Here is a 24,478-nt window from a genome sequence, read left to right as displayed (position 1 = left end):
GCAGGTTCCGCCGATTCGGCTAATAAGTGGTTAACGCCCGCAGGAATTGATTTGTGCTTTCCCCACATGCCCCGCCGTCCTAGAACTGCATGAACGGAGGAGCAGATGATCGGACGCCTGAACCATATCGCCATTGCCGTGCCCGACCTTGAGGCAGCGGCGGCGCAATATCGCGACACGCTGGGCGCTGCGGTGGGCCAGCCGCAGGACGAACCGGACCACGGCGTCACGGTGATCTTTATCCAGCTGCCCAATACCAAGCTGGAGCTGCTGTATCCGCTGGGTGATGACAGCCCGATCAGGGGCTTTCTGGAAAAGAACCCCTCGGGCGGTATCCATCATATGTGCTTCGAGGTGGATGACATCCTTGCTGCGCGCGACCGCCTGAAATCCGAAGGCGCCCGCGTCCTTGGCAGCGGAGAGCCGAAGATCGGCGCCCACGGCAAGCCCGTGCTGTTCCTGCACCCCAAGGACTTCAACGGCTGCCTGATCGAGCTGGAGCAGATCTGATGAACCTGACCGGCGGCATCGTGCTGTATTCCGTCCTGTGGTTTCTGGTCATGTTCGTGCTGTTGCCCATCGGCCAGCGCAGTCAGGCTGATATGGGAGAGGTGACGATGGGCACCCCTCCGGGTGCCCCGCATGAACCAAAGCTGAAAAAGAAGATGCTTTGGGCCACGATCATCACCACCGTCCTGTGGGGTGTGATCGCCTATATCATCCTTGGCGGTGTCATCACCCGCGCCGACCTTGAGGCGTGGACGCGCTGACATGGTACAGGTGGGTGAACCCCACCGCCGCCAGCACCGGAACAAAGACGTTCAGGAACGGCACGGTCGCCAGCAGCGCGATGATGACCCCCATCGCCGTGGCCTGTTTGAACAGGCGCTTGCGCAGCGCGCGGGTATCATTCGCGCTAAGGTGCCGCCGCGCCGCCATCTGCAGGAATTCGCGGCCCAGCAGCCAGCCGTTCAGCCCGTAAAACAGCAGCGATGCCAGCGGCCCCAGAAACGGCGTCATCACCAAGGTGACCAGCGTAACCAGAAGCACCGCGCCCATCACCGCCAGCGATTCCAGCAGCCCCTCGCGGAAGCGGACGGATTTGCCCTGAACGCCGGGATAGTGGATATCCTCGACCGCCTTGGCCAGATGTTCGGCGAACAGACCGGCAAAGCCTGCGGTGACCGGGGCCATCAGGAAGACCGACATGATCGGGAACAGGATCAGCGAACCCCATGACAGCGCGCCGTTGATGTGGATGTCCCCGATCAGCGGCAGCGTCAGCACATCGGGACCAAAGGCGCGGATCGCCCAGATCGCTGCTGCCTGCAGCAGCGCAAACAGCACCAGCGACAACAGCACCCCCAACGCCACCACACCGAAGATGCGGGGGCGGGGCAGATCGCCCATGGCACGAAACAGCGCGGTCGGAACGATCACAGGAACACCGTCTTGGCGGCGATGTCCGGGCGTGGACGTTCGGGCGGGGCGTTGCCGCGTTGGCCGATATGGATCAGGCCCACCACACGCTCGCCCGTGCTGACGCCCAGATGTGCGTTTGCAAATTCCGGCTGCGCTGCGGGGCCGGTCAGCCATGCCGCGCCATAGCCCGCCGCCAAGGCCGCGTTGACCAGCTCAAGGCATACCGCCCCCGCCGACAGGAACTGTTCCCATTCCGGGATCTTGGGGCTGTCCACCGGGGCCGAAACCACCGCCACGATCACGGGCGAGCCGAACGCCGAGCGCGCCTTGTCCACCGCCGCATCGTCGCCGCCGGTCGCCGCGACATGATCGCCCAGCATCGGAGCCAGCCTGTCCAGTGTCTCGCGGCCCAGCACGATGAAACGCCACGGCTCCAGCTTGCCGTGGTCGGGGACGCGGGCGGCCAGTTCCAGCAGGTCCATCAGTTCACGGTCGGAAGGCGCCGGGCCGGACAGCAGTTTCGGTGGATGCGAACGGCGGTGGCGCAGGAAGTAAAGCGTCTGTGGATCGGTATGTTGCACTTCAGACCTCGAAAAATTCTGCAAGCTCGCGCAGATGCGCCGAGACGTTGTTGACCCAACGCGCGTCGGGCTGGCGGGTTGCGATCGTCTGGGCCAGCGGATCGGGCACGTCGATGCCTGATCCGGCTAGCCGGGCGATGGCGGCATGGCCGCAGAACGGCACATAGGCCTCGGAATAGCCGCCTTCATGGACCAGCACCAGACGGCCCTTGCACAGATCGGCAGCGGCCTGCTGCAACTGCCCCGTCATCGCCCCGAACCCCGCAGCCGAGACCAGCATCCGTCCCAATGGGTCCATGGCCGAGGCGTCGAAGCCGCAGGCCACGATGATGATCTCGGGGCGATGGCGGGTCAGGGCGGGGATGACGATCCGCTCCAGCGTTTCGGTATAGCTTGCATCCCCGCAGCCGGGGGGCAGGGGGATGTTGATGTTGCTGCCCGCCGCGCCGCGCGTGCTGGCCGCGCCGGTATCCAGCGGGTAGTTCCGGTCCTGATGCAGCGAGACGGTCAGCACGTCGGGATCGTCCAGAAAGATCGCCTCAGTTCCGTTGCCGTGATGCACGTCCCAATCGACCACCGCGAACCGCTGCGCCAGCCCGGCTGCGCGGGCGGCGTGGATGGCGATGGCGATATTGGCCAGCAGGCAAAAGCCGTTCGGATCGTCGGGCAGGCAATGATGACCCGGCGGGCGCGACAGGGCATAGGCGCTGGTCAGATCGCCGCGCAGGACCGCACCGACCGCCGCCTTGGCCAGCCCCGCCGACAGGGCTGCAATCTCATACCCGCCGCGCAGAAAGGGGGCGTGGTGGCCCAATTCGCCGCCGCCTGCATCCGACGCGGCCTTGAAGCGGTCCAGGTAACGCGCCGGATGCACGCGCAGCAGATCGTCGCGCGTGGCAGGCGGGGCCGAAGTTAGCCGCAGTTCCGCCATCAGCCCGCTGACCTGCATCAGATTGACCAGCCGCCGCTTGCTTTCCGGGCTTTCGGGCATGCCCGCGCCGGGCTGGACAAAGCCGCCCACGGGCAGGGTCAGGGCGTAATCACCGCCGCCATGCCACAGAGTCAGTTCATCATGCAAAAACCCGGTCGCCATTGCTTTCCCGCCCCCTTGCCGCTTGAAGGGGAAGATGACCGATCTAAGCCATCTTGCGCAACCCGGTGCCGAAATCGCCGTTTGTGTGACGCCCCGCGCGTCGCGCAACGCGGTCGCGCTGGACGGTCAGACCATCCGCGTGACCGTCACCGCCGTTCCCGAAGACGGCAAGGCCAATGCCGCCGTTATCAAGCTGCTGGCGAAATCGCTGGGCGTCGCGAAATCGCGGCTGGTTCTGGTGCGCGGCGCCACCGCGCGCGACAAGCTGTTCCGGCTGGATTAGCGGCGTTCCAGCCGGTAATTCCCTTCGGGCAGGTTCAGCGCGGCGCGCAACTCCTCAAGCTGCTCGATGGTCATCACGATCTGCGCCAGTTCGCCGGTATCGGGATCGAACTGTTCGACCACCACTCGGTCGTCAAAGGTCTGGATCACCACATCTTCGTTCAGGGGCCGCGTTTCGGCATTCGGGCCGCGGGGCAGTTCATCGACCAATGTGATCACGGTCGCGTCGAAATCGTGTTCGATGGTGAACATCGCGGGCCTTTCCTTGCGTTTGCGCCCCAACTTTCGCGTGAACTGCGCGCAGGGGCAAGAGCGGGGCTTGGCGCGGTATGTCATGGACGGATAAGGTGGCCCGAATATCCCGGCCGCACCGTGCCGGAGACAGCGGGCAGGGGGCGACAGAATGATCCGGGCATGGCAGATGGCGGCAATGGCGGCGCTGGTCCTTGCGGGCTGCGCGACACAGCCCATCGCGCCATCGCAGGGCGCCGAGATCGCGTTGCCCGCATCCCAGATCCGCCCGTCGCCCGACACGCCTTCGGGCGCGCGCGCATCGGCCCGCGCCTTTGTGCAGGTCATCAGCCGGATGGAACCCGCGGTCGAGCGTGAATGCATGCAGCGCCGCCAGCAGCCGATCAACTGCGATTTCCAGTTCATCGTCGATGATCGTTCGGGGCTGGAGCCGAACGCCTTTCAGACCGTGGACGACAATGGTCGCCCGATCATCGGCTTCACGCTGTCCCTGATCGGAGAGGCGCGCAATCCTGATGAACTGGCCTTTGTGGTCGGGCATGAGGCCAGCCACCACATCCTTGGCCACATCAACCGCAAAAGCAGCGCCGCCGCCATGGGGGCGGTGATTCTGGGCGGATTGGCCAGCGCCTATGGCGGCAACCCCGACGCGATCGAAAGTGCCCAGCAAATGGGCGCACAATTCGGCGCACGCTATTACTCCAAGGACTGGGAGCTGGAAGCGGATTATCTGGGCGCGATTATCACCATGAATGCAGGCTATGACCCTGAACATGGCGCGCAATTCTTTGCCCGCATTCCCGATCCGGGTGATAAAATTTTAGGCACACACCCCTCGCGGGCGTCGCGCATGGCTCAAGTTGCGCGCGCGGTCGCGGATTATCGTTCCGGGCGCACCAGATAAAAGTCATGCGCTGTGGCAGTCTTGCCGCAGAAGAGCTTTCGGGTGTTAGTGGGCTGATTTCCCTTGGGTTTATAAAAACTGGTCAGTCCAGTTTTTCACCAGAGCTGACAAATGCGTCAAAATGCTGGACTGCGCATGGGTGGGTCATATTGCTGTTACGAAAAATCACTTTCGTAGGCGAGAGTTCGCCTATAACTTCCCCCAGTGATTGAGACGGTGGCCCGCCGTTCTGGGGCTCAATTTTCGGGGGCTATTTTATGATTGGCGTCATTTTGTGGAGCAGCCTTGCCAAGGAAAAGGCTGTCATATGGTGCGAAGATCACGGCGCATTGGCCTATCTTCAGGGGCATGGGAATCTGGTTCCGGGCAATGACTGGCCCGAAGCCGGTGATCTGGTCGAACTTGAGTTCGAGACGATCCGTGAATTGCGTCATGCCCGCAGCGTGTCGCTGGTCAATAATGGCAATCGTTCAGAATTGCCGGGATTGCTGCGCGATATGGGGCGCACCTCTGGCCGAAGCCAGCCGGTGCTGCGCGTCATTTCCAACAATTCCTATCCGGGTGGCAACCTGACGCCGCGCAAGGTTGCGGCGGCAGGCTGATTTCGATCAGGCGCCGCGCGCCAGCGCAGCCACGCCCGTGCGGGCCAGGTCGATCAGGCCCAGCGGTCGCATCAGATCGGCGAATGCGTCAAGTTTCTCGGGCGTGCCGGTCATCTCAAACACAAAGCTTTCCAGCGTCGAATCGACCACATTCGCACGGAAGATTTCTGCGATACGCAGCGCCTCGACGCGCTTTTCGCCTTTGCCCGAGACTTTGAACAAGCCCAGTTCACGCTCGACGCTTGGCCCTTCGACGGTCAGGTCGTGGACTTCGTGGACCGGAACGATGCGGCCAAGCTGCGCCTTGATCTGCACGATCACCGCAGGGGTGCCGCGCGTCACGATGGTGATGCGCGAACGGTGGCCCAGATGGTCCACCTCGGCGACGGTCAGGCTGTCGATGTTGAAGCCGCGGCCCGAAAACAGCCCGATCACTCGGGCCAGAACCCCCGGTTCGTTTTCGACCAGCACCGCAAGAGTGTGGCTTTCGATGATTTCGGCATTCGGATCGCGCAGGTCATAGGCCGAATGGCTGGACGCGCCTTTCTGAAGTTTCAGTGCTGCCATTTTCTTGTTCCTAATCAGACCAGAGCCGCGCCGGCGCCGGTGATGGCACCCTCGGTCGAGGCTTCGCCCAAAAGCATTTCGTTATGCGGCTTGCCCGACGGGATCATCGGGAAGCAGTTTTCATGCTTCTCGACCATCACGTCCAGAATGAACGGGCCGTCGTAATCCAGCATTTCCTGAATCGCGGCGTCCAGATCGGCGGGGTCGCTGACAAGACGGCCCTTGCAGCCGAACGCCTCGGCCAGCTTGACGAAATCGGGCAGGCTGTCGGACCACGACTGGCTGTAACGCTCGCCATGCAGCAATTGCTGCCATTGCCGCACCATGCCCAGCCGTTCGTTGTTCAGGATGAACTGCTTGACGGGCGCGCGGAACTGCACCGCCGTGCCCATTTCCTGCATGTTCATCAGCCATGACGCTTCGCCGGCGACGTTGATGACCAGCGCATCGGGATGGGCCACCTGAACGCCCACGGATGCAGGCAGACCATAGCCCATGGTCCCCAACCCGCCCGAGGTCATCCAGCGGTTCGGATCTTCGAAATGCAGGTATTGCGCGGCCCACATCTGATGCTGGCCCACCTCGGTCGTGATGTAGCGGTCCTTGCGATGCGCGGTCAGCGCCTGCAGGCGTTCCAGCGCGTGCTGCGGTTTGATGGTCTTGTCAGAGTTCCTGTATTTCAGGCAATCGACCGATTTCCAGGCCTCGACCTGCGCCCACCATTGGGTCAGGCCCGCCTGGTTCAGCTTGCGTCCGCGCGATTTCCAGACGTTCAGCACGTCCTCCAGCACATGGGCGATGTCGCCGACGATGGGCAGATCCACATGGATCACCTTGTTGATCGAGCTGGGATCGATGTCGATCTGCGCCTTGACCGAGCCGGGGCTGAAATCGGCCACGCGGCCCGTGATGCGGTCGTCGAAACGCGCACCGACGGCGATCATCAGGTCACAATCATGCATCGCCATATTGGCTTCATACAGGCCATGCATTCCCAGCATCCCGATCCAGTTTTTCCCGGATGCGGGATATGCGCCAAGACCCATCAGGGTCGAGGTCAGCGGAAAGCCCGTCGCGTCAGCCAATTCGCGCAGCAGCGCGCTGGCCTGCGGGCCCGAGTTGATGACGCCGCCGCCGGTATAAAGGATCGGACGCTCGGCCTTTTCCATCAGTTCGACCAGATGGGTGATCGCGTCGATATTGCCCTTTTTCACCGGCTGGTAGCTGGGCGTGGCGATCTGATCGGGGCCGACATATTCGCCGGTCGCGAATTGCACATCCTTGGGAATATCGACCAGCACCGGCCCCGGACGCCCCGAGGTCGCGACGTGGAACGCCTTGTGGATGGTTCCGGCCAGTTGATCGGTATCCTTGACCAGCCAGTTATGCTTTGTGCAGGGGCGGGTGATGCCGACGGTATCGGCCTCTTGGAAGCCATCCGTGCCGATCAGGAAGGTCGGGACCTGACCCGACAGCACGACCAACGGGATCGAATCCAGCAGCGCATCGGTCAGCCCGGTGACCGCATTGGTTGCGCCCGGACCGGAAGTGACCAACACCACGCCCGGTTTGCCCGTCGAACGCGCATAACCTTCGGCCATGTGGACCGCGCCCTGTTCATGGCGGACCAGAATGTGCTTGATGTCGTTTTGCTGGAAAATCTCGTCATAGATGGGTAGTACCGCGCCGCCCGGATAGCCGAATACGGTATCGACGCCCTGATCGCGCAGAGCTTCGATAACCATCCTTGCACCCGTCATGCTTCGGGACATGCCCATTCTCCATAGCTTTGATACACGTCGCGGCACGGTCCTCCCGCCGCCGCGTCGCCGGAAACTATGGGGCTTGCCGGGCAGGGTCAATGGCGATTTTCAAATAAAATGACGCCGCTTTGCAAATTCTTGAAATTTTATTACCGTAATTGACGGCGCAGGCTAATTAACGCTGCTTTTGCGGCAATGTGATGCGGGCAACCTGCTCTACGATCGGATCGACCGACAGGGGGTGGATGTCCGAAGAATGCTGCGCGGGATCGCCGATGGGCTGCCATACGCCGCCCTTATAGATCTCAAGCGCCGAGAACTTGGCCTTGTAATCCATCTTGCGGCTGCCCGGCACCCAATAGCCCAGATAAATAAAGGGCAGGCCCGCGCTGCGCGCCAGCTCGATATGGTCAAGGATCATGTATGTGCCTAGGCTGGATGCCTCCAGCGCAGGGTCATAGAAGCTGTAGACAAGGCTCAGCCCGTCATCCAGCACATCGGTCAGGCAGACGGCGGCAAGGCGATCATCGTCGGAAATCGGGCTGCCCGGCTCGGTCTGGCGATATTCTATGACGCGGGTGCGGACGGGGGTTTCCTCGATCATGGCGGCGAATTCGAAGATGTCCATGTCGGCCATCCCGCCATCGGCGTGGCGTTCGTCCAGATAGCGGCGGAACAGTTCATACTGCTCCTCGGTCGCCCAGGCGCTGGTGGGCAGGCGACGCAGATGCGTGCTTTTGCGCTGCACCCGGCGCTGTGTGCGCGAGGGCTGGAATTCCGACACCCGGATTCGTGCCGACATGCAGGCCACGCAGCTTTCGCAGCTTGGCCTGTAAAGCACGTTCTGCGAACGGCGAAAGCCTTGGCGCGACAGCGCGTTGTTCAGTTCATTCGCGCTATCGCCCGCCAGCGCGGTGAACAGCTTGCGTTCGGCGCGGCCATGCAGATAAGGGCACGGCTGCGGCGCCGTCACATAAAACTGCGGCGCATGCGGCAGACTGTGACGCATCAGAAAAGCCCCGCTGGGACAGGCCCGCAGGTGCGGCAGGGCGGGGGCTGCGTCGGTCTGATCCTGATTGCGCGCATCTTCGGCGGGCGGCTCATCTGCTATCATCGGGTATGCGGGTGCGGCAAAGCCTAGCAACAGTTCACCCCCTCGCCAAGCGGGGAAACCGCCTGTTCACCGCATGGTGCCCGGATGCGCGGAAGGCGGGCGATTTCATGCCATTGACGCGGCACGGCGCGCAGATAGGCTTCCCGGCATGAGCTTTGCGACCCAGATCACCCGCCAGCCGATTCCCATGGACCCAAGCCGCGGACAATCCGCGCTGGCGCTGACGGGAATCACCGATCCCGCCCTGGCCGACCTGATCCGGGGGGCCGCCGGGTCCAGCCCCTATATCGCCGGGCTGATCGGGCACGAAGCCGAATGGCTGGCCGATACGCTGGCCGATCCGACGTCCCCAGACGCCGATATGGTGGCGCGCGTGACGCAGGGGTTCGGCGATCTGTCCGCGGATGCGCTTGGCCCTGCGCTTCGGCTTGCCAAGCGGCGCGTGGCGCTGTGGACCGCCCTGGCCGATCTGGGCGGCGTCTGGACGCTTGAACGCGTGACGGGCGCGCTGACCGATCTGGCCGATCGTGCCACCGATCTGGCCCTGCGCGTCCATGTCGCGCATGAGGCGGCGCGCGGCAAGCTGCCCGACACCGACGCGGATGCGGGCGGCATCACCGCGCTGGCCATGGGCAAGATGGGTGCCGGAGAGCTGAATTATTCGTCCGACATCGACCTGATCGTCTATTACGACGACACGGCCTATGCCCCCGCTGACCAGTATGAGGCCCGCGCCGCCCTGATCCGGGCCACGCGCAAGGCTGCGGCCACGATTTCGGACAATACCGCACAGGGTTACGTCTTTCGCACCGATCTGCGGCTGCGGCCCGACGCTGCGGTGACGCCTGTCTGCATCTCGGTCTCGGCCGCGCTGGCCTATTACGAGGCCGAGGGGCGGACCTGGGAACGCGGGGCCTATATCAAGGCGCGGGCCTGTGCGGGCAATATCGCCGTGGGGGAACGCTTCCTGCATGAGATGCGCCCCTTTGTCTGGCGCAGGCATCTGGATTTCGCGACGATTCAGGACACCGACGACATGCGCCGCCGCATCCGCGATCACAAAGGCCTGCATGGCCGGATCGAGGTGCCGGGCCACAATATGAAGCTGGGGCAGGGCGGCATCCGCGAAATCGAATTTTTCACCCAGACCCGCCAGTTGATTGCCGGGGGCCGTGACCCCGACCTGCGGGTGCGCGGCACCGTCGAAGGTCTGGCGCGTCTGGCCGAAAAAGGCTGGGTTCCGCCCGATGTCGCAGCCGAACTGACCCGGCATTACCGCGAACACCGCGACATCGAACATCGCATCCAGATGGTCAATGACGCGCAAACCCACCAGATTCCCCCGCAACCCGAAGGGGTCGCAACCATCGCGCATCTGATGGGAGAGGCGGACGTGCAGGTCTGGTCCGCCCGCCTTGCCGAACGGTTGGCGCGGGTCGAGGCGCTGACGGCGGATTTCTTTACGCCCACCGATCACGGCCAGCGCCCCAAGCTGTCCTCGGAGGCCGAGGGGATGGTCGAACGCTGGCGGGCCTATCCCGCCCTGCGTTCCGAACGGGCCCGTCAGGTTTTTGCCCGGATCGAGCCGGAATTGCTGACCCGCCTGACCGCCGCCGCGCATTCGCACGAAGCCCTGTCCAGTTTCGACGCTTTTCTGGCCGGTTTGCCCGCTGGCGTGCAGCTTTTTTCGCTGTTCGAGGCCAATCCGCAGCTGATCGACCTGATCGTGGATATTTGCGGCACCTCTCCGGGGCTTTCGGCGCATCTGGCGCGGCATCCCGATGTGCTGGACGCGGTGCTGGGGGGCAGCTTCTTTTCGGAATGGCCCGGTGCGGCGGGCCTGCGCGACGATCTGGAACGGGTGCTGCGGCAGGTGCTTTCCGGGCCGGATGGCAGCTATGAACGCGCGCTGGATGCAGCGCGGCGCTGGACGCATGAATGGGAGTTCCGCACCGGCGTGCATCACCTTCGCGCCCTGATCGGCGCCGAGGAGGCGGGCGGGCAATATGCAGATATCGCCGATGCCGTCGTGGCGACGCTGTTCCCGGTCGTGACCGATGAATTCGCCCGCCGTCACGGTCCACCGCCGGGGCGCGGCGCGGTCGTTCTGGGCATGGGTTCGCTGGGGGCACGGCAACTGAACGCGGCATCCGATCTGGACTTGATCGTGATCTATGATGCGGATGGGTCCGAAGGATCGGACGGGCCGAAGCCGCTGGCACCCCGCGCCTATTACGCGCGGCTGACGCAGGCGATGATCACGGCGATTTCCGCCCCCACATCGGCCGGGCGACTGTATGAGGTGGACATGCGGCTGCGCCCTTCGGGTCGGCAGGGGCCGGTCGCGACCTCGGTGCAAAGTTTCCGCGACTATCAACTGACCGAGGCGTGGACATGGGAGCATCTGGCCCTGACCCGCGCCCGCGTGATCGGGCAATGCGGCACGGATGCGCAGGCATTGGCCCAGCAGGTCGAAACCCTGCGGGTCGAGATCCTGACGACGCGCGGCAGCGCCCCGCAGGTCATGCGCGATCTGGCCGAAATGCGCGCCCGCATCTTCGCGGCCAAAGCCGCCGATGGTCGGTGGGAAGCAAAGATTGGGCGGGGTCGTCTGCAAGACATTGAATTGCTGGCGCAATCCTGCGCCCTGCGTGCCGCCAGCCCCGCGCGTGCCGCCTTGGCGCAGTTGCGTGCGGGTCTGCGCGCCGGTCTTTTGTCGCGCGAGGATGCCGATGCACTGGCCTCGGCCCGGCGGTTCTTGTGGAGCCTGCAATGCGCGGGTCGGCTGTTGACGGAACGCCCGCTGGATATGGATCACATTGGGCGCGGCGGTCAGGCATTCCTTTTGCGCGAAACCGATACCCCGACGCTTGAGGCATTGCAGCAGCGGCTGGAACAGGTGGTGGCCGAGGCCGGGCGGATCATCGACGCATCCCTGGCCGTGTCGGACGCCTGACGGATGCGCCCATCGGCGCCTTTAGGCCCGCCTTTCGATGATCCGCGCCTGCGGGTCGTTCGGCAAGCCTGCGGCGTCATCGGTGCTGTCGAACAGCCCGTGCTGGGTCTTGTCCCAATAGAATGGTTTCATCACCACTTCATATACCGCTTTCCACGCGGCAAGGCAGCCCAGCGGGAAATACAGGTGCAGCGTCGGAACCCAAGGCATCAGGTGGCGATGCCCTTGCCCGCGCACGGCCCATAGCGCGACGGACCAGTTCAGCAGTTCCGATGCCAGAAACACCGTGAACAGCAGCGGGATTGCATTGCCGCCCATCTGGCCGGTCAGCATTTCGCGCATCGGGTGGGGCAGGCCCAGCGTCAGCAGCCAAAAGCTCCACAACACGGGCGCCAGCAGGTATTGCGAGACCGAGGCGGCAAGCTGCACCTGCAAGGCCAGAAAGCGGCGCGGCCCCAGATCGCGCCACAACGCCACCGGGTCGCGCATATGCACCCCCCATGTCATCATGAACCCCTTGAGCCAGCGGGACCGTTGCTTGACCCACGGGATCAGGCGGCAATTCGCCTCCTCATGCGTCACGGTGTCCAGCATTTGGGTGCGATAGCCGTGCCGGGTCAGGCGCACGCCCAGATCGGCATCTTCGGTCACGTTCCAGGCGTCCCATGCACCGATATTTTCCAGAATCTCGCGGCGAAAGAACAGCGTCGTGCCACCCAGCGGCACCACCAGATCCAGCGCGGCGGCCCCTGCCAGCGTCGCACGGAACCATGCGGCGTATTCGATGGTGAATACCCGCGCCAGCCAGTTGCTGCGGGGGTTGTAGTAATCCAGCACGCCTTGCAGGCAGGCCACGTCCGGCGCAGCCTGCTGAAAACCCCGCGCGACCTTATGCAACTGGTCCGGTTCGGGGCGATCTTCGGCATCCCAGACCCCGATGATCTGGCCACGACAGAAATTCAGCGCATAGTTCAACGCGCGCGGCTTGGTGCGGACCGGACCGTCGGGCACCTTCACCACGCGTATCCAGCGCGGCAATCTGGCCGTGGCCAGCGCGGCGCAGGTGATGTGGTCGGATTCCTCGACCACGATCAGAATGTCCATCAGCTCACGCGGGTAATCCAGACGCGACAACCGCCCGATCAGGCGGTCCGCGATATCCGCCTCGGCAAACATCGGCACCATGACCGAGATGACGGGCAGCGGTGCATGAGCAGTGGCAGGGGCCGTATCGCGGTTTTGTCGGTTCTGGCGCAGCACCGCCTGAAACGACGCGATTTTCAGGCACATCGAGGCGATCAGCGTCAGCACCGCCCAGCCTGTCAGCGTGGCGATGACGGCGACCGGGGCGATCAGCAGACCCAGAACGGCCAACACGATCAGCAGGACCGCGATGCGTCCGGTGCGGCGTTCGTTGCGGGTGCGGCAGCTTTGGGTGGCAGGCACCCGCGCCTCGGCCAACCGGATCATCTGGGTCTTGCGGGTTTTTTCCACCGCGTTGCGGGCGGCGTTTTCAGAGCAGAGCAGCATTCGCACCGTGCCCCAGTCGCGGGGCAGGCGGTTTTGCAAGGCATCGAAGGCTTCGGGTCGGGCAGTCGCGACAAAGGTGATGCCACCTACACGACGCCAGGGCACGATCCCTTCGGCAAGACAGATTTCCGCGCCCAGATCGTCAAGCAGACGCGGATCGGGCGGGTCAGAGTTGAGATCGACGATCGTCGCACGCCATTGCTGCGCCAACGCGCGGGTCAGCGCATCTTCCTTGACCCAGCCATGTGCCAAAAGGATCTCGCCCAGCCGCATCTGCTGGCGCTGGCGGATCACCAAGGCGCGAAACAGGTTTGCCGGCTGAACCGCGCCATCCTGCATCAGGATCTGGCCAAGCGGGCGCAAGTCGCGTTCGGCCACGACCGGCAAAGGCCGTTCCTGCCTTGGCTTGATGGCTGCTGCGCTTGTTGCCACGGTCGGTCCCCGGTTCATCCCCTTCGTGTTGCACGAAAGGAGTTAAGAACCGGTTAACCAACACGCGCCTTAGCGGCGGGCGCGCATCGCCTCGGCAAAGCGGTCGAACAGATAGGCGCTGTCCTGCGGGCCGGGGCTGGCTTCGGGGTGGTATTGCACCGAAAAGACCGGGCGGTCCGCCATCCGCAAGCCGCAGTTCGAGCCGTCGAACAGGCTGACATGGGTTTCGATCACGCCTTCGGGAAGGGTCTGTGCATCGACGGCAAAACCGTGGTTCATCGAGGTGATCTCGACCTTGCCGGTTTCCACGTCGCGCACCGGATGATTCGCGCCGTGATGGCCGTGACCCATCTTCACGGTCTTTGCACCCAGCGCCAAAGCGAGCATCTGGTGGCCAAGGCAGATGCCAAAGATCGGCAGATCGCGTGTCAGAAGTTCGCGGATCATCGGCACGGCATACGTGCCGGTGGCCGCCGGATCGCCGGGGCCGTTCGACAGGAAGACGCCTTCGGGCTCGTGGGCCATCACCTCGTCGGCGGTGGCGGTGGCGGGAAGCACGATCACCTCGGCCCCGCTTCCGGCAAGCGAGCGCAGGATGTTGCGTTTCGCGCCGTAATCCAGCGCCACGACCTTGAAAGGCTTGGCTTCGGTCGCTGCGCCGAACTGGCCCGGCCATTCCCACAGCCCTTCGTCCCAGCGATAGCTTTGCCGGGTCGTCACGTCTTTCGCGAGGTCCAGACCGACCAGACCCTGCCAGTCGCGCGCGCGGGCGACCATGGCGGCGATGTCGAAATTCCCTTGCGGATCATGGGCCAGCACCACATGGGGCGAACCTTGCTGACGGATCGCGCGGGTCAGGCGGCGGGTGTCGATGCCGCCGATGCCGATGCGGCCGCGCCGCTCCATCCAGGCGACCAGATCGCTGGTGGCGCGCCAGTTCGACGGCTCGGTCGGGTCCCATTTGACGACGATGCCCGAGGCGACGGGATCGGCCGCTTCGTCATCCTGTTCGGTGACGCCGGTATTGCCGATATGGGGAAAGGTGAAGGTGACGATCTGGCTGGCATAGCTGGGATCGGTCATGATCTCCTGATAGCCGGTCATGGCGGTGTTGAAGACCAGTTCGGCCACAACCTCGCCCGTGGCGCCGAAGCCCTGGCCATGGAAAACGGTGCCGTCGGCAAGTGCTAGACATGCGGTCGGTTTCTGGGCCATCGTCATTTCTCCGGGAATAAATCGGCGGGAAACTAGAAGCAGTGCCCGCAGGCGTCAAGGCCGCATCCGGGGAACTTTGCCCATATGGCTTGGGTTGACGCCAAAGGCGAAGCAAGAAACAACGCCGCTGAACTTAGCCCACGAGGATATGATGGCACTGCGCGAACGGATCTCGGCCGACACCAAAGAAGCGATGAAGGCCAAGGATAGCGCACGGCTGTCAACGCTGCGGCTGATTTCCGCAGCCATCAAGGATCGCGAAATCGCGGCACGTGGCGACGGCGGCGATGAGGCGGGGCTGACCGATGCCGACCTGACAGCAATCCTGTCGAAGATGGTCAAGCAACGTCAGGAATCCGCCAAAGCCTATGAGGAAGGCGGACGTCTGGAACTGGCCGAGCGCGAACAGGCCGAAATCGCGGTCATCCAGTCCTATCTGCCGCGTCAGCTTGACGAGGCCGAGACGCAGGCCGCCATCGACGCGGTGGTTGCCGATCTGGGCGCAAGTTCGATCCGCGACATGGGCCGCGTCATGGCCGAGCTTCGCAACCGTCACGCGGGCCAGATGGATTTCGGCGCCGTCGGTCCGATGATCAAGGATCGGTTGATGACATGAAGGCAACCAGCAAGGCACAGCAAAAGGCCGCAGGCGCGGCCCTGTCGGCCAAACGCGGCGATACCAAGGTCAAGGATCTGCAAGGCGCGTCGCAGGACATGTATAAGTCGATGAGCGAGAGCGAGCTGGAAGAGCTTGCCTCGACCAAGCGCAAGGGATTGCCGACGAAAAAGGACTAAGGGCCTAGCGGTGTCGTCCGTTCAGGGGGCAGGGTGGCAAAGTTCATCGACCCATTGCGGAACGATTAGCGTGGCCGGTCCGATCAGATGTTCCATGAAGTCGCGGCTGGCGGCGGTCTGGGCCAGATTCAGCTCGACCGTCTGCGCCCCCGCGCGTCTGGCGTGCTGGGCAAGACCCGCCGCCGGATAGACCTGACCCGAGGTGCCGATGGCGGCAAACAGGTCCGCGTCTTCGACGGCCTGCCAGATCTGCTCCATGTGATAGGGGATTTCGCCAAACCACACGATGTCGGGGCGTGTGGCGGGTTTGGTGCAGGACGGGCAGCGATCCTGCGAACGCATGACCAAAGTGGCGGGCCAGCGATGGCCACAGGTCGCGCATAGCGCGCCCAGCAGGCGGCCATGCATGTGGATCACATTGGGCGAGCCGCCGCGTTCGTGCAGATCATCGACGTTTTGCGTGATCAGGGTCACGTCATGCTGCTTTGCCAACCGGGCCAGCGCCCGATGCGCGGCATTCGGCTGGGCGCGGGCCGCATCGGCGCGGCGCATGTTATAAAAGCGATGCACCAGCGCGGGGTCGGCGCGAAATCCCGCAGGGGTTGCGACATCTTCGATGCGATGGTCTTCCCAAAGCCCGTCCGTGGCGCGGAAGGTTCGGATGCCGCTTTCGGCCGAAATGCCGGCCCCCGTCAGAATGGCGATGCGCATGATCGCCTCAGTTCGCGCAATATGCCTCGGCAGAATCCGCGAAATTCTTGTAGCGCGCCCAGAATGCGTTGTCGGCGTTGCTTTTCGACATGCGCACTTCCTGAGCCGAGTCGGCATCCTTGAAGAATGCGGCGGCGCGGCGCTGGTCACCGCGCGACAGCGTCATGTCGGCAACCTGCTGGATGCAGCCGCAAAGCTGGCGGCTGCTGGCCGAGCGTTCGGACCGGATGCAGGCGGAATCGATGGGGCCTGCAACGGCAAGCGGCGCAGTCAGCACCACCGCGGCTGCGGCGATCATCAGGCGATTGATCATCACTGTCTCCTTGGGCATTTGCCTGGTCGCGGCAAGGCTAGGCACCCTTATGCAGCCGCATGTTATAGGGGGCAGCCTATCAGAAAGCCCGATCACGCTCAATCGCGGGGGCGTGACAAGTGATGGCGCGCAGGTCCGGGCGCGGCGCAAGATATGCCGTCAGGCGGGTTCCGGGGTGTAACCGGCGTCGCGAATCACCTGCTCGGCGCGGCCGGGTGCCAGCCCCTCGATCTCGACCAGATGCAGGGACAGATCGGGGCGTGCCGTGCCGCCGGCCTTGGCCACCGCTTGTTCGATCGTGGCGGTGCAATGGTTGCAGGTCATGTCCATGACGCGGAATTTCATCGGCTCACCTTCCTTCCCGGTCACAATGTGCCTATGATTGAGGCAAGGAGCGGTCTGCCGCAATTCCCCAACACATCCAATTTGCGGTCAGGATCGACTGATGGTCAGCGAAAATTTTCGTGCGGCGATGCTCATGGTCGTCTCAATGGTGCTGTTCGCCTTTGAGGACATGTTTATCAAACTGCTTTCCGCAGAGTTGCCCTATGCCCAGGTGCTGGGGCTGATCGGACTGATCGGTGGGATGGGGTTCTGGATCGGGCTGCGATTGCAGGGCGGGCGCCTGTTCACCCGTGATCTGTGGTATCCGGCGCTGATACTGCGCAATCTGGGCGAGGCGGGCGGCTCGGTCCTGTTCGTGGCGGCGCTGGCATTGGGGGAGTTGGCCCCCACGGCCGCGATCATGCAGGCGCAGCCCTTGGCCATCGTGCTGGGCGCTGCACTTTTTCTGGGCGAGCCGGTGGGCTGGCGACGGTGGAGCGCGATCGGGCTGGGCTTTCTGGGCGTATTGCTGGTGATCCGGCCCGGCATCGACGGCTTTTCGGTGACGTCGCTGATCGCTTTGCTGGCAGTCATCTGCTTTGCCGCCCGCGACATCGTTACGCGCCGCGTTCCCGCCCGCATCCCGTCGCTGCAACTTGCCGCATCGGCGTTTCTGGGGCTGGCGGTGGTCGCGGTGCCCATGGCTTTGGTCCTGGGGCAGCGCCCTGTGATGCCAGATGCCGGGCAATGGTTGCGCGTCGCGGCCTGTCTGACGGTCGGTATTCTGGGCTATGCGCTGCTGGTCACCGCCACCCGATTGGGCGAGGCGGCGGCGCTGGCCCCCTTTCGCTATGTCCGTCTGGTCTTTGCCATCGTTCTGGCGCTTGTGGTGTTCGACGAGCGGCCCGATATGCTGACCTTGCTGGGTGCTGCGGTCATCGTCGGTTCAGGCTGTTATGCCATGTGGCGCGAAGCACAGTTGCGCCGCCGCAAGCTTCGCGCAGCGGGTTTCACGACCTGACGGCCCGAACGCGCGAAATCTCTGGCGAGAACGCGAAACCCCCTGTATAGCCCGCCCATCATGACCGACCTTGACCTCATCCGTAATTTTTCCATCGTGGCGCATATCGACCACGGCAAATCCACCTTGGCCGACAGGCTGATCCAGATGACGGGCACGGTCGCCGAACGCGACATGAAAGCCCAGCTTCTGGACAGCATGGATATCGAGCGTGAGCGCGGTATCACCATCAAGGCCAACACCGTGCGGATCGATTATCCGGCCAAGGACGGCAAGCGCTATGTCCTGAACCTGATCGACACACCCGGCCACGTGGACTTTGCCTATGAAGTCAGCCGTTCGATGCGCGCCGTCGAAGGTTCGCTGCTGGTCGTCGATGCCTCGCAGGGTGTCGAGGCGCAGACGCTGGCCAACGTCTATCAGGCGATTGACGCGGGCCATGAAATCGTGCCGGTCCTGAACAAGATCGACCTGCCCGCCGCAGAACCCGAGCGGGTCAAGGCGAATATCGAGGAAGTCATCGGCATCGACGCGCAGGACGCGATCCCGATTTCCGCGAAAACCGGCCTTGGCATTCCCGACGTGCTGGAAGCCATCGTCACCCGTCTGCCCGCCCCCAAGGGCGACCGCAACGCGCCGCTGAAAGCGATGCTGGTCGATTCATGGTATGACGCCTATCTGGGCGTCGTCGTCATGATCCGCGTCATGGACGGCGTGGTGAAAAAGGGCGAACGCATCAAGATGATGCAGACCGGCGCGGTTTACGGCATCGACAAGCTGGCCGTTCTGCGCCCGCAGATGCAGGACATCGCCGAACTTGGACCGGGTGAGATCGGCGTCTTCACCGCCTCGATCAAGCAGGTTCGCGACACGCGCGTGGGCGATACCATCACGCATGAGAAAAAGGGCACGGATACGCCTTTGCCGGGCTTCAAACCCGCGCAACCGGTGGTGTTCTGCGGCCTGTTCCCGGTGGACGCCAACGATTTCGAGGCGCTTCGCGATGCCATCGAAAAGCTGGCACTGAATGACGCAAGCTTCAGCTATGAGATGGAGACCTCGGCCGCGCTTGGCTTTGGTTTCCGTTGCGGCTTCCTTGGGCTTTTGCACCTTGAGGTGATCCGCGACCGTCTGGAACGCGAATATGATCTGGACCTGATCACGACTGCGCCCAGCGTGGTCTTCAAGCTGCACATGAAGGACGGCGAAGTGCGCGACCTGCACAATCCCGCCGACATGCCCGACCTGACCTATGTGGACCATATCGAAGAGCCGCGCATCAAGGCCACGATCATGGTGCCCGACGAATATCTGGGCGACGTGCTGAAGCTGTGCCAGGATCGCCGCGGCATCCAGATGGACCTGACCTATGCGGGCAACCGCGCCATGGTTGTCTATGATCTACCGCTGGCCGAAGTGGTCTTCGACTTCTACGACCGTCTGAAATCGGTGACCAAGGGCTATGCCAGTTTCGACTATCAGATCAGCGAATACCGCGAGGATTTTCTGGTCAAGATGTCGATCCTTGTGAACGACGAGCCGGTGGATGCGCTGTCGATCATGGTCCACCGTGACCGTGCGGAATCGCGTGGCCGGGTCATGGTGGAAAAGCTGAAAGAGCTGATCCCGCGCCATATGTTCAAGATCCCGATTCAGGCGGCCATCGGCGCCCGCGTCATTGCGCGTGAAACTTTGTCTGCGATGCGCAAGGACGTGACCGCGAAATGCTATGGCGGCGACGCGACGCGCAAGAAGAAGCTGCTGGAAAAGCAGAAGGCCGGGAAAAAGAAGATGCGGCAGTTCGGCAAGGTCGAAATCCCGCAGACAGCCTTTATCCAGGCGCTCAAGATGGACAACTAAGACAAGGGGCGCTTCGGCGCCCCTTCGCTTTTCCGGCCCGCGTGGTCGGATTGCCACGTCGGGCCAGCGCGTGCCGGGCCTCCTGGCATTTGCTTGACTTGTCTGCCCGCCGTTTGGTTCACTTTCCAAGCCGCAGATTTCTGACACGGCGTTTTTTAGTTACATGTTTTCGTTTTCCACGATCAGCTTTGTTCCCCATATTTGGATATGCCCGTGCCCGAACCTGCTGCGTTCTTGCCAGACACCGATCTGAAGCCCGCCTTGCTGATTTTCACCTATGGTCAGTCCAACGCGGATGGCTTCGTTACGGCAGGTCGCCCGCAATCGCCACTGCTGGAAAATCCCGAGGTGCTGACCCCTTCGGCCAGCAACGCGCGCGAGGTTTCGGGTCAGCGCAAACAGGCGCGACAAGTGTTCTGGCAGGACGGACGCCGCCTGCGCCCCGAACATCTGCAGCGTATCATGCCCACAGCATGGCGCGCGATCGGTTCGACCTCGATCCTGCATGTGGCGGGCAGCGTGCTGATGGCGTCCGGGGGGTATGACGGGATCTATGTGCAGTCAGCGGCCAAGGGTGGAATGCGTCTGGTCGGCCTGCCGCCGCCGCACCAGTATCTGACCGGGATTTTCCGGCTGGCGGATGGCTCGGTTTCGCCGATCCTGCAGGATATGCTGGACGACGCGGCGGAATTGCTGGCCGCGGCGCGGGCGAATGGCCGCGATGCCTCGCGCTGCTATATCCTGTTCATCCACGGCGAGGCGGACCGCGCCACACCCGTCGATGCCTATGTCGAGGCGTTCCATCAGGCCAAGACGATGATCGATGAAAGCCTGATCCGGCTGGGCTGCCGCCCGCATTGGCTGGTCACGCAGATTGCCGGGACAACGGGCGAGTTTTCGGGCAATGACTGGCACAGCCGTCAGGCGATCCTGCGTATCGCGCAGCAGGGCGGTGCGAACCTGACCTTTCTTGGCCCGCTTTACCCCTATTCGCTGCAAGACAGCATCCATCACGGTCCCGAAGGCAAGACACTGATCGGCGAACTTTCAGCCCTGGCCATTTCCGCGCTGGAGGCCGGGCAGGCATGGCACGCGCCACGGCCCCTAAGCTGGCGGCGACTGGACGACCGGCGCATCCAGATAGATGTCTTCGCGGATGGTCCCCTGATGACCGACCATGATGCGCCCGCCTATCCGAATTTCGGCTTCTCATTGCCGGCGCGTATTCCGAACAGGATTTCCGACGTCGCGTTGACAGGCCCCGACCGTATCGTCGTCGAACTGGAAAGCCCGGCACGGGGCGGGCTGGTGTTGGACTATGCGTTCCGGCGCAGCGATCCGGCCAGCCGTGGCGAACCGCGCCCGCTGCCCTTTGGCGGCGGCCAGATCCGCACCGGATTTTCCAGCCCGTCGCGCATCTATCCGGGCAAGCATCTGCATCACTGGCTGCCGGGCTTTCGACTGGCCATCCCGCCGGGGCAGGCGGCGGGGCCTTTCACACCCTGAACGACCGAAAGGCCCCGCAAGGCGGAGCCGTGCCACATAGCGGTGGTCGATCTGTCAGTAAGGCGCGGGCGTCGGCGAATAAGGTGCCGGAGACGCGCCACCATAAGGCGTCGTCGCGCTATACGAAGGCGAGGTGCCCAAGGTCGTCTGGCCCATCTGCGTCTGCGCGTTGGCGCTTTGCTCGGTCAGCATTGCCCCGGCGCTTTGCATGTCGCGTCCTGCCCCTTGCATCGTCTCGCAGGCGGAAATCGCCATCAGACCCAGCAACGGCGCGAATTGAAGCATCCGTCCCATTATCGTTCCTTTCTTGTCTGCTCGTTTTTTCAGGGAATCTAATGCACCCTGCTGCCGATCACCCCTCACGGAAACGCGAGGAATGCAAATTTCGGACATATCGGCGGAAATCCTCTCATTCCGGGCGGGAATTGCCTGTGGCGTGGGTTGTGCTTTGGCTGCATCCGCACGGCATGAGCGAATCGCATGTAAAAAGGCGGCCTGGCAGGGCCGCCTTTGGTCACGCGCCGGAAACGGGGATCACATCCCCATCTGGGCTTCCTGGCTTTCGCGCGACACCGCCTGACCGGCGGCCTGCATGTCCCGTCCCGCGCCCTGCACGGTTTCGCAGGCGGCCAGCGCCAGCAGGGCAAGGATCGGGGTCAGTTTCAGAACTTGGCGCATGATGCACTCCTGCATGAATTGTCGGACGGATAACGCACTGAAACCCCGGCAGGTTCCGCCGGATGTTAGCAGTTGCTTAACGCTTTCGTGCAACGATGCGGGTCATGCATATGATCGTTTTCCTGCTACTGCTTCTGCTTGCCGCCTGTGCTTCGCCCTCGGTGGGGTTCATGGGGGCTGTGCGTCATGACGTCACCGTCGATGGCGTGGATTTCGCGGTGTTTCAGAACCCCACACGGGCGCAGGTGATCCGGCTGGGCTATCTGTCCCGGTCAAACCGCGCGCGTGTTCCCGGCCTGATGGTGACCGCTGCAGCGCAAGCCACGGGCTGCACGCCGATTCCGAACAGCATGGTAACGAAAATCCCCGGCGATACAGGTGTCGCCGAAATCGCTTTGCGTTGCTAGCCTAGAAATTCCGCGGCCATTTCAGCTACTTCCGCAGGACGGTCGGCGTGAAGCCAATGTCCGGCACCAGCCAGAAACTTGATGCGTGCTTCGGGGAAATATTCGCGGATGGCCTGCACCTGCGGTTCGCGGCAGTAATCCGATGCCGCGCCCGCCAGAAACAGCGCCGGACCGTGAAAGGCGGCTTTCGGCGTGTCGGTGGGCCAGCCGACCAGATTGGACATCTGGTCACGCAGCGCGGTCAGGTTGAAACGCCAGCGCGGCGGCTGCGATTTCAGGTCCAGCGATTGCAGCAGAAATGCCCGCACGCCCGGTTCGGTCACATGCCGGGCCAGCCGCGCATCGGCTTCCGACCGCAGGCGCAGGTCGGTCAGCTCGACCGCCTCCATCGCGTCGATCAGCGGGGTCTGGCTGTGGCCATAGGCATGGGGGGCGATGTCCATGACCAGCAGTTTGCGCACCAGATCCGGGTGGGTCAGCGCCAGCATCATCGCGGCCTTGCCGCCCATGGAATGGCCCAGCACATCCGCCTGACCGCCCTGCGCGGCGATGATCTGCGCCAGATCATCCGCCAGCGCCGGATAACTGTGATCGGGATCATGGAAGCTGTCGCCGTGATTGCGCATGTCCAGCATGATGACGCGGCGCGACTGTGCCAGCCTGCGCGCGATCCCGCCAAGGTTCTTGCCCGATCCAAGCAGCCCATGTGCCAAAAGCACCGGAGGCTGGCCCGAATCCTCTCCGATTTCGGTCATGTTCAGCATCATGGCGCGACCCTAGCGCCACTGGCGAAGCAGCGCCAGAGGCGGTAGCCTTGCGCCAAAAGGGGACGGTGCGATGGGTATCGAAGACATCCGGCCGATGGCCGATGAGGTGGCTAGCCTGATGGCGTCGCGCTATGGCGGGGCCAAGCGCGGACAGCAGCCCGATCTGGAGGCGATGATGCACAAGCGCGGCGGCGCTTTGCCACGTCGTCTGCGGCGCGAGGCGATGTTTCTGACGCAGGCCGATCGCATGTCGGGCAACCCCAAGCTGGCCCGGCAGGTCGATTTCACCAGGCTTGAGCGCGCGCACAAGGCGCTGACCACCTATCTGCGCCCTCTGGGACAGGGCGCGCGGCTACAGGGCGGTTTTATCAGCTGGGCCTCGGGCGTCGTGCTGGGGCTGTTGGTGCTGGCCGCGCTGGCCGTCTGGATCATGCTGCAACGCGGGCTTATCTAAGCCGATGCCACGCCTGCTGGCCAGCGTCACGGTGACAAAGCTGACGTAAAGCAGCAGATACCACGACCCGATCTTGCTGAAGGACACATGGTCCAGCGTCATCTGGCCAGCATAAAGCCAAGTGCCGGTGCTGGTCCCGACATTCTCTGCGATCCACAGAAACAGGCTGGTCAGGAACGCGGCCAGTGGCAAGGGCATCGCATACCAGCGACCTGGCCGGAACCAGATCATGGTGCGGCCATAGATGATCACGGTGGCTGCGAACAGTGCCAGCCGGATGTCCGGTAGAAAGTGATGCGCAAAGAAATTGCAGTAGATCAGCACCGCCAGCAGAACCGTCAGCCAGAAAGGCGGATAGGGGGTAAATCGCATGTCGAAGATGCGGATGACCCGCGCCATATATGACCCGACACTGGCATACATGAAGCCCGAAAACAGCGGCACGCCCATCAGCTTCATGATGCCGGGTTCGGGATAGGACCATGATCCGGCATGGATCTTGAAGATTTCCATCGCGGTGCCGGTCAGATGGAACAGCGCGATGACCCGCGCCTCGGCCCAAGTTTCCAGTCGCAGGATCAGGAACAGCGTCTGCGTGGAGATCGCAAAGACGAAAAGCGCGTCATAGCGCCGGATGGGCCAGTCGGGCTGCCACAGCCGATGGCTCAGCATGATCGCGGCCAGCATCAGCGCGCCGAACAGGCAGGCCCAGCCTTGTTTCAGAACGAACAAGACCAGATCGACGATGGGACGGGGCACACGCTTGCGCGCCCAGTCACCAAGTCGTCGTTCAAGCGCGCGGGTGGACCCGCGCGCCGATGGGGGCATAGCCCCGCTCACATCCCGCTATATAGCGGGAACTTCGCGCAAAGTGCCTCGACCTCGGCCTTGACCTTGGCTTCGACGGCGGCGTTGCCCTCGTCGCCATG

At 63.4% G+C, this 24,478-nt stretch carries 29 protein-coding genes; 13 read left to right on the top strand and 16 right to left on the bottom strand.

What is annotated here, in order from left to right; all coding sequences use genetic code 11:
• Window positions 1-105 precede the first annotated feature (105 nt).
• Together mce and FN835_RS00140 are read left to right on the top strand one after the other, a co-directional pair.
• A complete protein-coding gene (gene mce / locus FN835_RS00145; RefSeq protein ID WP_142661165.1) occupies window positions 106-510 on the top strand; it encodes a methylmalonyl-CoA epimerase in 405 nt (134 codons plus the stop codon).
• Entirely contained in the window at window positions 510-770 is a 261-nt protein-coding gene (locus FN835_RS00140; RefSeq protein WP_142661164.1) for a DUF1467 family protein, read from the top strand. Before mce ends, FN835_RS00140 begins: the two co-directional genes overlap by 1 nt.
• On the opposite strand, the gene FN835_RS00135 is transcribed toward FN835_RS00140, so the two are convergent.
• Genes FN835_RS00135 through FN835_RS00125 form a run of 3 tightly spaced genes read right to left on the bottom strand, consistent with a single transcriptional unit; the run spans window position 736 to window position 3,096 of the window.
• Complete coding sequence (locus FN835_RS00135) at window positions 736-1,440, bottom strand: EI24 domain-containing protein (protein ID WP_246098609.1); 705 nt, start codon at window positions 1,438-1,440, stop codon at window positions 736-738. The genes FN835_RS00140 and FN835_RS00135 overlap by 35 nt on opposite strands.
• Window positions 1,437-2,003, bottom strand: a complete 567-nt coding sequence (locus tag FN835_RS00130) for a nitroreductase family protein (RefSeq protein WP_142661163.1) — start codon at window positions 2,001-2,003, stop codon at window positions 1,437-1,439. Before FN835_RS00130 ends, FN835_RS00135 begins: the two co-directional genes overlap by 4 nt.
• 1 nt (window position 2,004) lies before the next feature.
• On the bottom strand, window positions 2,005-3,096 hold the full coding sequence (locus FN835_RS00125) for a class II histone deacetylase (RefSeq protein ID WP_142661162.1): 1,092 nt from the start codon (window positions 3,094-3,096) through the stop codon (window positions 2,005-2,007).
• A 34-nt stretch (window positions 3,097-3,130) separates the two neighbouring features.
• On the opposite strand from FN835_RS00125, the gene FN835_RS00120 reads away from it, so the two are divergent.
• A complete protein-coding gene (locus tag FN835_RS00120; RefSeq protein ID WP_142661161.1) occupies window positions 3,131-3,379 on the top strand; it encodes a DUF167 domain-containing protein in 249 nt (82 codons plus the stop codon).
• Here FN835_RS00120 and FN835_RS00115 read toward each other — a convergent pair.
• On the bottom strand, window positions 3,376-3,630 hold the full coding sequence (locus FN835_RS00115; protein ID WP_142661160.1) for a hypothetical protein: 255 nt from the start codon (window positions 3,628-3,630) through the stop codon (window positions 3,376-3,378). The two genes, FN835_RS00120 and FN835_RS00115, sit on opposite strands and share 4 nt — an antisense overlap.
• A gap of 151 nt (window positions 3,631-3,781) precedes the next feature.
• Between FN835_RS00115 and FN835_RS00110 the strand changes: the two genes are divergently transcribed.
• Both FN835_RS00110 and FN835_RS00105 read left to right on the top strand, forming a co-directional pair.
• The gene (locus FN835_RS00110; RefSeq protein ID WP_142661159.1) at window positions 3,782-4,534 is read left to right on the top strand and encodes a M48 family metalloprotease; all 753 of its coding nucleotides are present in this window, start codon (window positions 3,782-3,784) and stop codon (window positions 4,532-4,534) included.
• A gap of 257 nt (window positions 4,535-4,791) precedes the next feature.
• Window positions 4,792-5,136: a hypothetical protein gene (locus FN835_RS00105; RefSeq protein ID WP_142661158.1), complete on the top strand. Its 345-nt coding sequence runs from the start codon at window positions 4,792-4,794 to the stop codon at window positions 5,134-5,136.
• A gap of 6 nt (window positions 5,137-5,142) precedes the next feature.
• Here FN835_RS00105 and ilvN read toward each other — a convergent pair whose 3' ends face one another.
• The 3 genes from ilvN to FN835_RS00090 form a co-directional block, all read right to left on the bottom strand.
• Window positions 5,143-5,703, bottom strand: coding sequence for an acetolactate synthase small subunit (gene ilvN / locus FN835_RS00100; RefSeq protein WP_142661157.1), 561 nt, complete (start codon window positions 5,701-5,703; stop codon window positions 5,143-5,145).
• A 14-nt stretch (window positions 5,704-5,717) separates the two neighbouring features.
• Entirely contained in the window at window positions 5,718-7,475 is a 1,758-nt protein-coding gene (locus tag FN835_RS00095; RefSeq protein WP_142661156.1) for an acetolactate synthase 3 large subunit, read from the bottom strand.
• A 166-nt stretch (window positions 7,476-7,641) separates the two neighbouring features.
• A complete protein-coding gene (locus tag FN835_RS00090; RefSeq protein ID WP_142661522.1) occupies window positions 7,642-8,475 on the bottom strand; it encodes an arginyltransferase in 834 nt (277 codons plus the stop codon).
• A 253-nt stretch (window positions 8,476-8,728) separates the two neighbouring features.
• Here FN835_RS00090 and FN835_RS00085 point away from each other — a divergent pair, with 253 nt between their 5' ends.
• Window positions 8,729-11,536 carry a [protein-PII] uridylyltransferase family protein gene (locus FN835_RS00085; RefSeq protein ID WP_142661155.1) on the top strand — a complete coding sequence of 936 codons (2,808 nt, stop codon included), beginning with the start codon at window positions 8,729-8,731 and terminating at the stop codon, window positions 11,534-11,536.
• 21 nt (window positions 11,537-11,557) lie between these two features.
• Here FN835_RS00085 and FN835_RS00080 read toward each other — a convergent pair whose 3' ends face one another.
• On the bottom strand, window positions 11,558-13,498 hold the full coding sequence (locus FN835_RS00080) for a glycosyltransferase (RefSeq protein WP_246098608.1): 1,941 nt from the start codon (window positions 13,496-13,498) through the stop codon (window positions 11,558-11,560).
• Window positions 13,499-13,567: 69 nt separating this feature from the next.
• Window positions 13,568-14,713, bottom strand: a complete 1,146-nt coding sequence (gene carA / locus FN835_RS00075; protein ID WP_185958530.1) for a glutamine-hydrolyzing carbamoyl-phosphate synthase small subunit — start codon at window positions 14,711-14,713, stop codon at window positions 13,568-13,570.
• A gap of 151 nt (window positions 14,714-14,864) precedes the next feature.
• On the opposite strand from carA, the gene FN835_RS00070 reads away from it, so the two are divergent.
• Complete coding sequence (locus tag FN835_RS00070) at window positions 14,865-15,329, top strand: GatB/YqeY domain-containing protein (protein ID WP_142661152.1); 465 nt, start codon at window positions 14,865-14,867, stop codon at window positions 15,327-15,329.
• The gene (locus FN835_RS00065; RefSeq protein ID WP_142661151.1) at window positions 15,326-15,508 is read left to right on the top strand and encodes a DUF3008 family protein; all 183 of its coding nucleotides are present in this window, start codon (window positions 15,326-15,328) and stop codon (window positions 15,506-15,508) included. Before FN835_RS00070 ends, FN835_RS00065 begins: the two co-directional genes overlap by 4 nt.
• 21 nt (window positions 15,509-15,529) lie before the next feature.
• Here FN835_RS00065 and FN835_RS00060 read toward each other — a convergent pair whose 3' ends face one another.
• From FN835_RS00060 to FN835_RS00050, 3 genes are all read right to left on the bottom strand, one after another.
• The gene (locus tag FN835_RS00060) at window positions 15,530-16,219 is read right to left on the bottom strand and encodes an NAD-dependent deacylase (RefSeq protein ID WP_185958529.1); all 690 of its coding nucleotides are present in this window, start codon (window positions 16,217-16,219) and stop codon (window positions 15,530-15,532) included.
• 7 nt (window positions 16,220-16,226) lie between these two features.
• Window positions 16,227-16,532: a hypothetical protein gene (locus FN835_RS00055; protein ID WP_142661150.1), complete on the bottom strand. Its 306-nt coding sequence runs from the start codon at window positions 16,530-16,532 to the stop codon at window positions 16,227-16,229.
• 159 nt (window positions 16,533-16,691) lie between these two features.
• Entirely contained in the window at window positions 16,692-16,877 is a 186-nt protein-coding gene (locus FN835_RS00050; RefSeq protein WP_142661149.1) for a heavy-metal-associated domain-containing protein, read from the bottom strand.
• Between the two features lie 100 nt (window positions 16,878-16,977).
• On the opposite strand from FN835_RS00050, the gene FN835_RS00045 reads away from it, so the two are divergent.
• From FN835_RS00045 to FN835_RS00035, 3 genes are all read left to right on the top strand, one after another.
• Window positions 16,978-17,877 carry a DMT family transporter gene (locus FN835_RS00045; protein ID WP_142661148.1) on the top strand — a complete coding sequence of 300 codons (900 nt, stop codon included), beginning with the start codon at window positions 16,978-16,980 and terminating at the stop codon, window positions 17,875-17,877.
• Window positions 17,878-17,937: 60 nt separating this feature from the next.
• The gene (gene lepA / locus FN835_RS00040) at window positions 17,938-19,737 is read left to right on the top strand and encodes a translation elongation factor 4 (RefSeq protein ID WP_142661147.1); all 1,800 of its coding nucleotides are present in this window, start codon (window positions 17,938-17,940) and stop codon (window positions 19,735-19,737) included.
• Window positions 19,738-19,950: 213 nt separating this feature from the next.
• On the top strand, window positions 19,951-21,243 hold the full coding sequence (locus FN835_RS00035; protein ID WP_142661146.1) for a hypothetical protein: 1,293 nt from the start codon (window positions 19,951-19,953) through the stop codon (window positions 21,241-21,243).
• Window positions 21,244-21,297: 54 nt separating this feature from the next.
• Here the strand turns inward: FN835_RS00035 and FN835_RS00030 are convergent, their stop codons facing one another.
• Together FN835_RS00030 and FN835_RS00025 are read right to left on the bottom strand one after the other, a co-directional pair.
• Window positions 21,298-21,537: an entericidin A/B family lipoprotein gene (locus FN835_RS00030; protein WP_185958528.1), complete on the bottom strand. Its 240-nt coding sequence runs from the start codon at window positions 21,535-21,537 to the stop codon at window positions 21,298-21,300.
• A 240-nt stretch (window positions 21,538-21,777) separates the two neighbouring features.
• Window positions 21,778-21,921, bottom strand: a complete 144-nt coding sequence (locus tag FN835_RS00025) for an entericidin A/B family lipoprotein (RefSeq protein WP_142661145.1) — start codon at window positions 21,919-21,921, stop codon at window positions 21,778-21,780.
• A 104-nt stretch (window positions 21,922-22,025) separates the two neighbouring features.
• Between FN835_RS00025 and FN835_RS00020 the strand changes: the two genes are divergently transcribed.
• Window positions 22,026-22,328, top strand: coding sequence for a hypothetical protein (locus FN835_RS00020; RefSeq protein ID WP_142661144.1), 303 nt, complete (start codon window positions 22,026-22,028; stop codon window positions 22,326-22,328).
• Here FN835_RS00020 and FN835_RS00015 read toward each other — a convergent pair.
• Window positions 22,325-23,095, bottom strand: a complete 771-nt coding sequence (locus FN835_RS00015) for an alpha/beta fold hydrolase (protein ID WP_142661143.1) — start codon at window positions 23,093-23,095, stop codon at window positions 22,325-22,327. The two genes, FN835_RS00020 and FN835_RS00015, sit on opposite strands and share 4 nt — an antisense overlap.
• Window positions 23,096-23,165: 70 nt before the next feature.
• Here FN835_RS00015 and FN835_RS00010 point away from each other — a divergent pair, with 70 nt between their 5' ends.
• Window positions 23,166-23,549 (top strand): hypothetical protein, encoded by a 384-nt coding sequence (locus FN835_RS00010; RefSeq protein WP_142661142.1) that lies wholly within the window; start codon window positions 23,166-23,168, stop codon window positions 23,547-23,549.
• On the opposite strand, the gene FN835_RS00005 is transcribed toward FN835_RS00010, so the two are convergent.
• Window positions 23,448-24,377 carry a DUF817 domain-containing protein gene (locus tag FN835_RS00005; RefSeq protein WP_142661141.1) on the bottom strand — a complete coding sequence of 310 codons (930 nt, stop codon included), beginning with the start codon at window positions 24,375-24,377 and terminating at the stop codon, window positions 23,448-23,450. The two genes, FN835_RS00010 and FN835_RS00005, sit on opposite strands and share 102 nt — an antisense overlap.
• Window positions 24,378-24,478: the final 101 nt, after the last annotated feature.

This window comes from Paracoccus laeviglucosivorans (genome assembly GCF_900182695.1).
In the GTDB taxonomy this organism is placed as follows: Bacteria; Pseudomonadota; Alphaproteobacteria; order Rhodobacterales; family Rhodobacteraceae; genus Paracoccus; species Paracoccus laeviglucosivorans.
The sequence above is the reverse complement of the archived record's forward strand: the minus strand, read 5'-3'. Positions and strand labels throughout refer to the sequence as shown.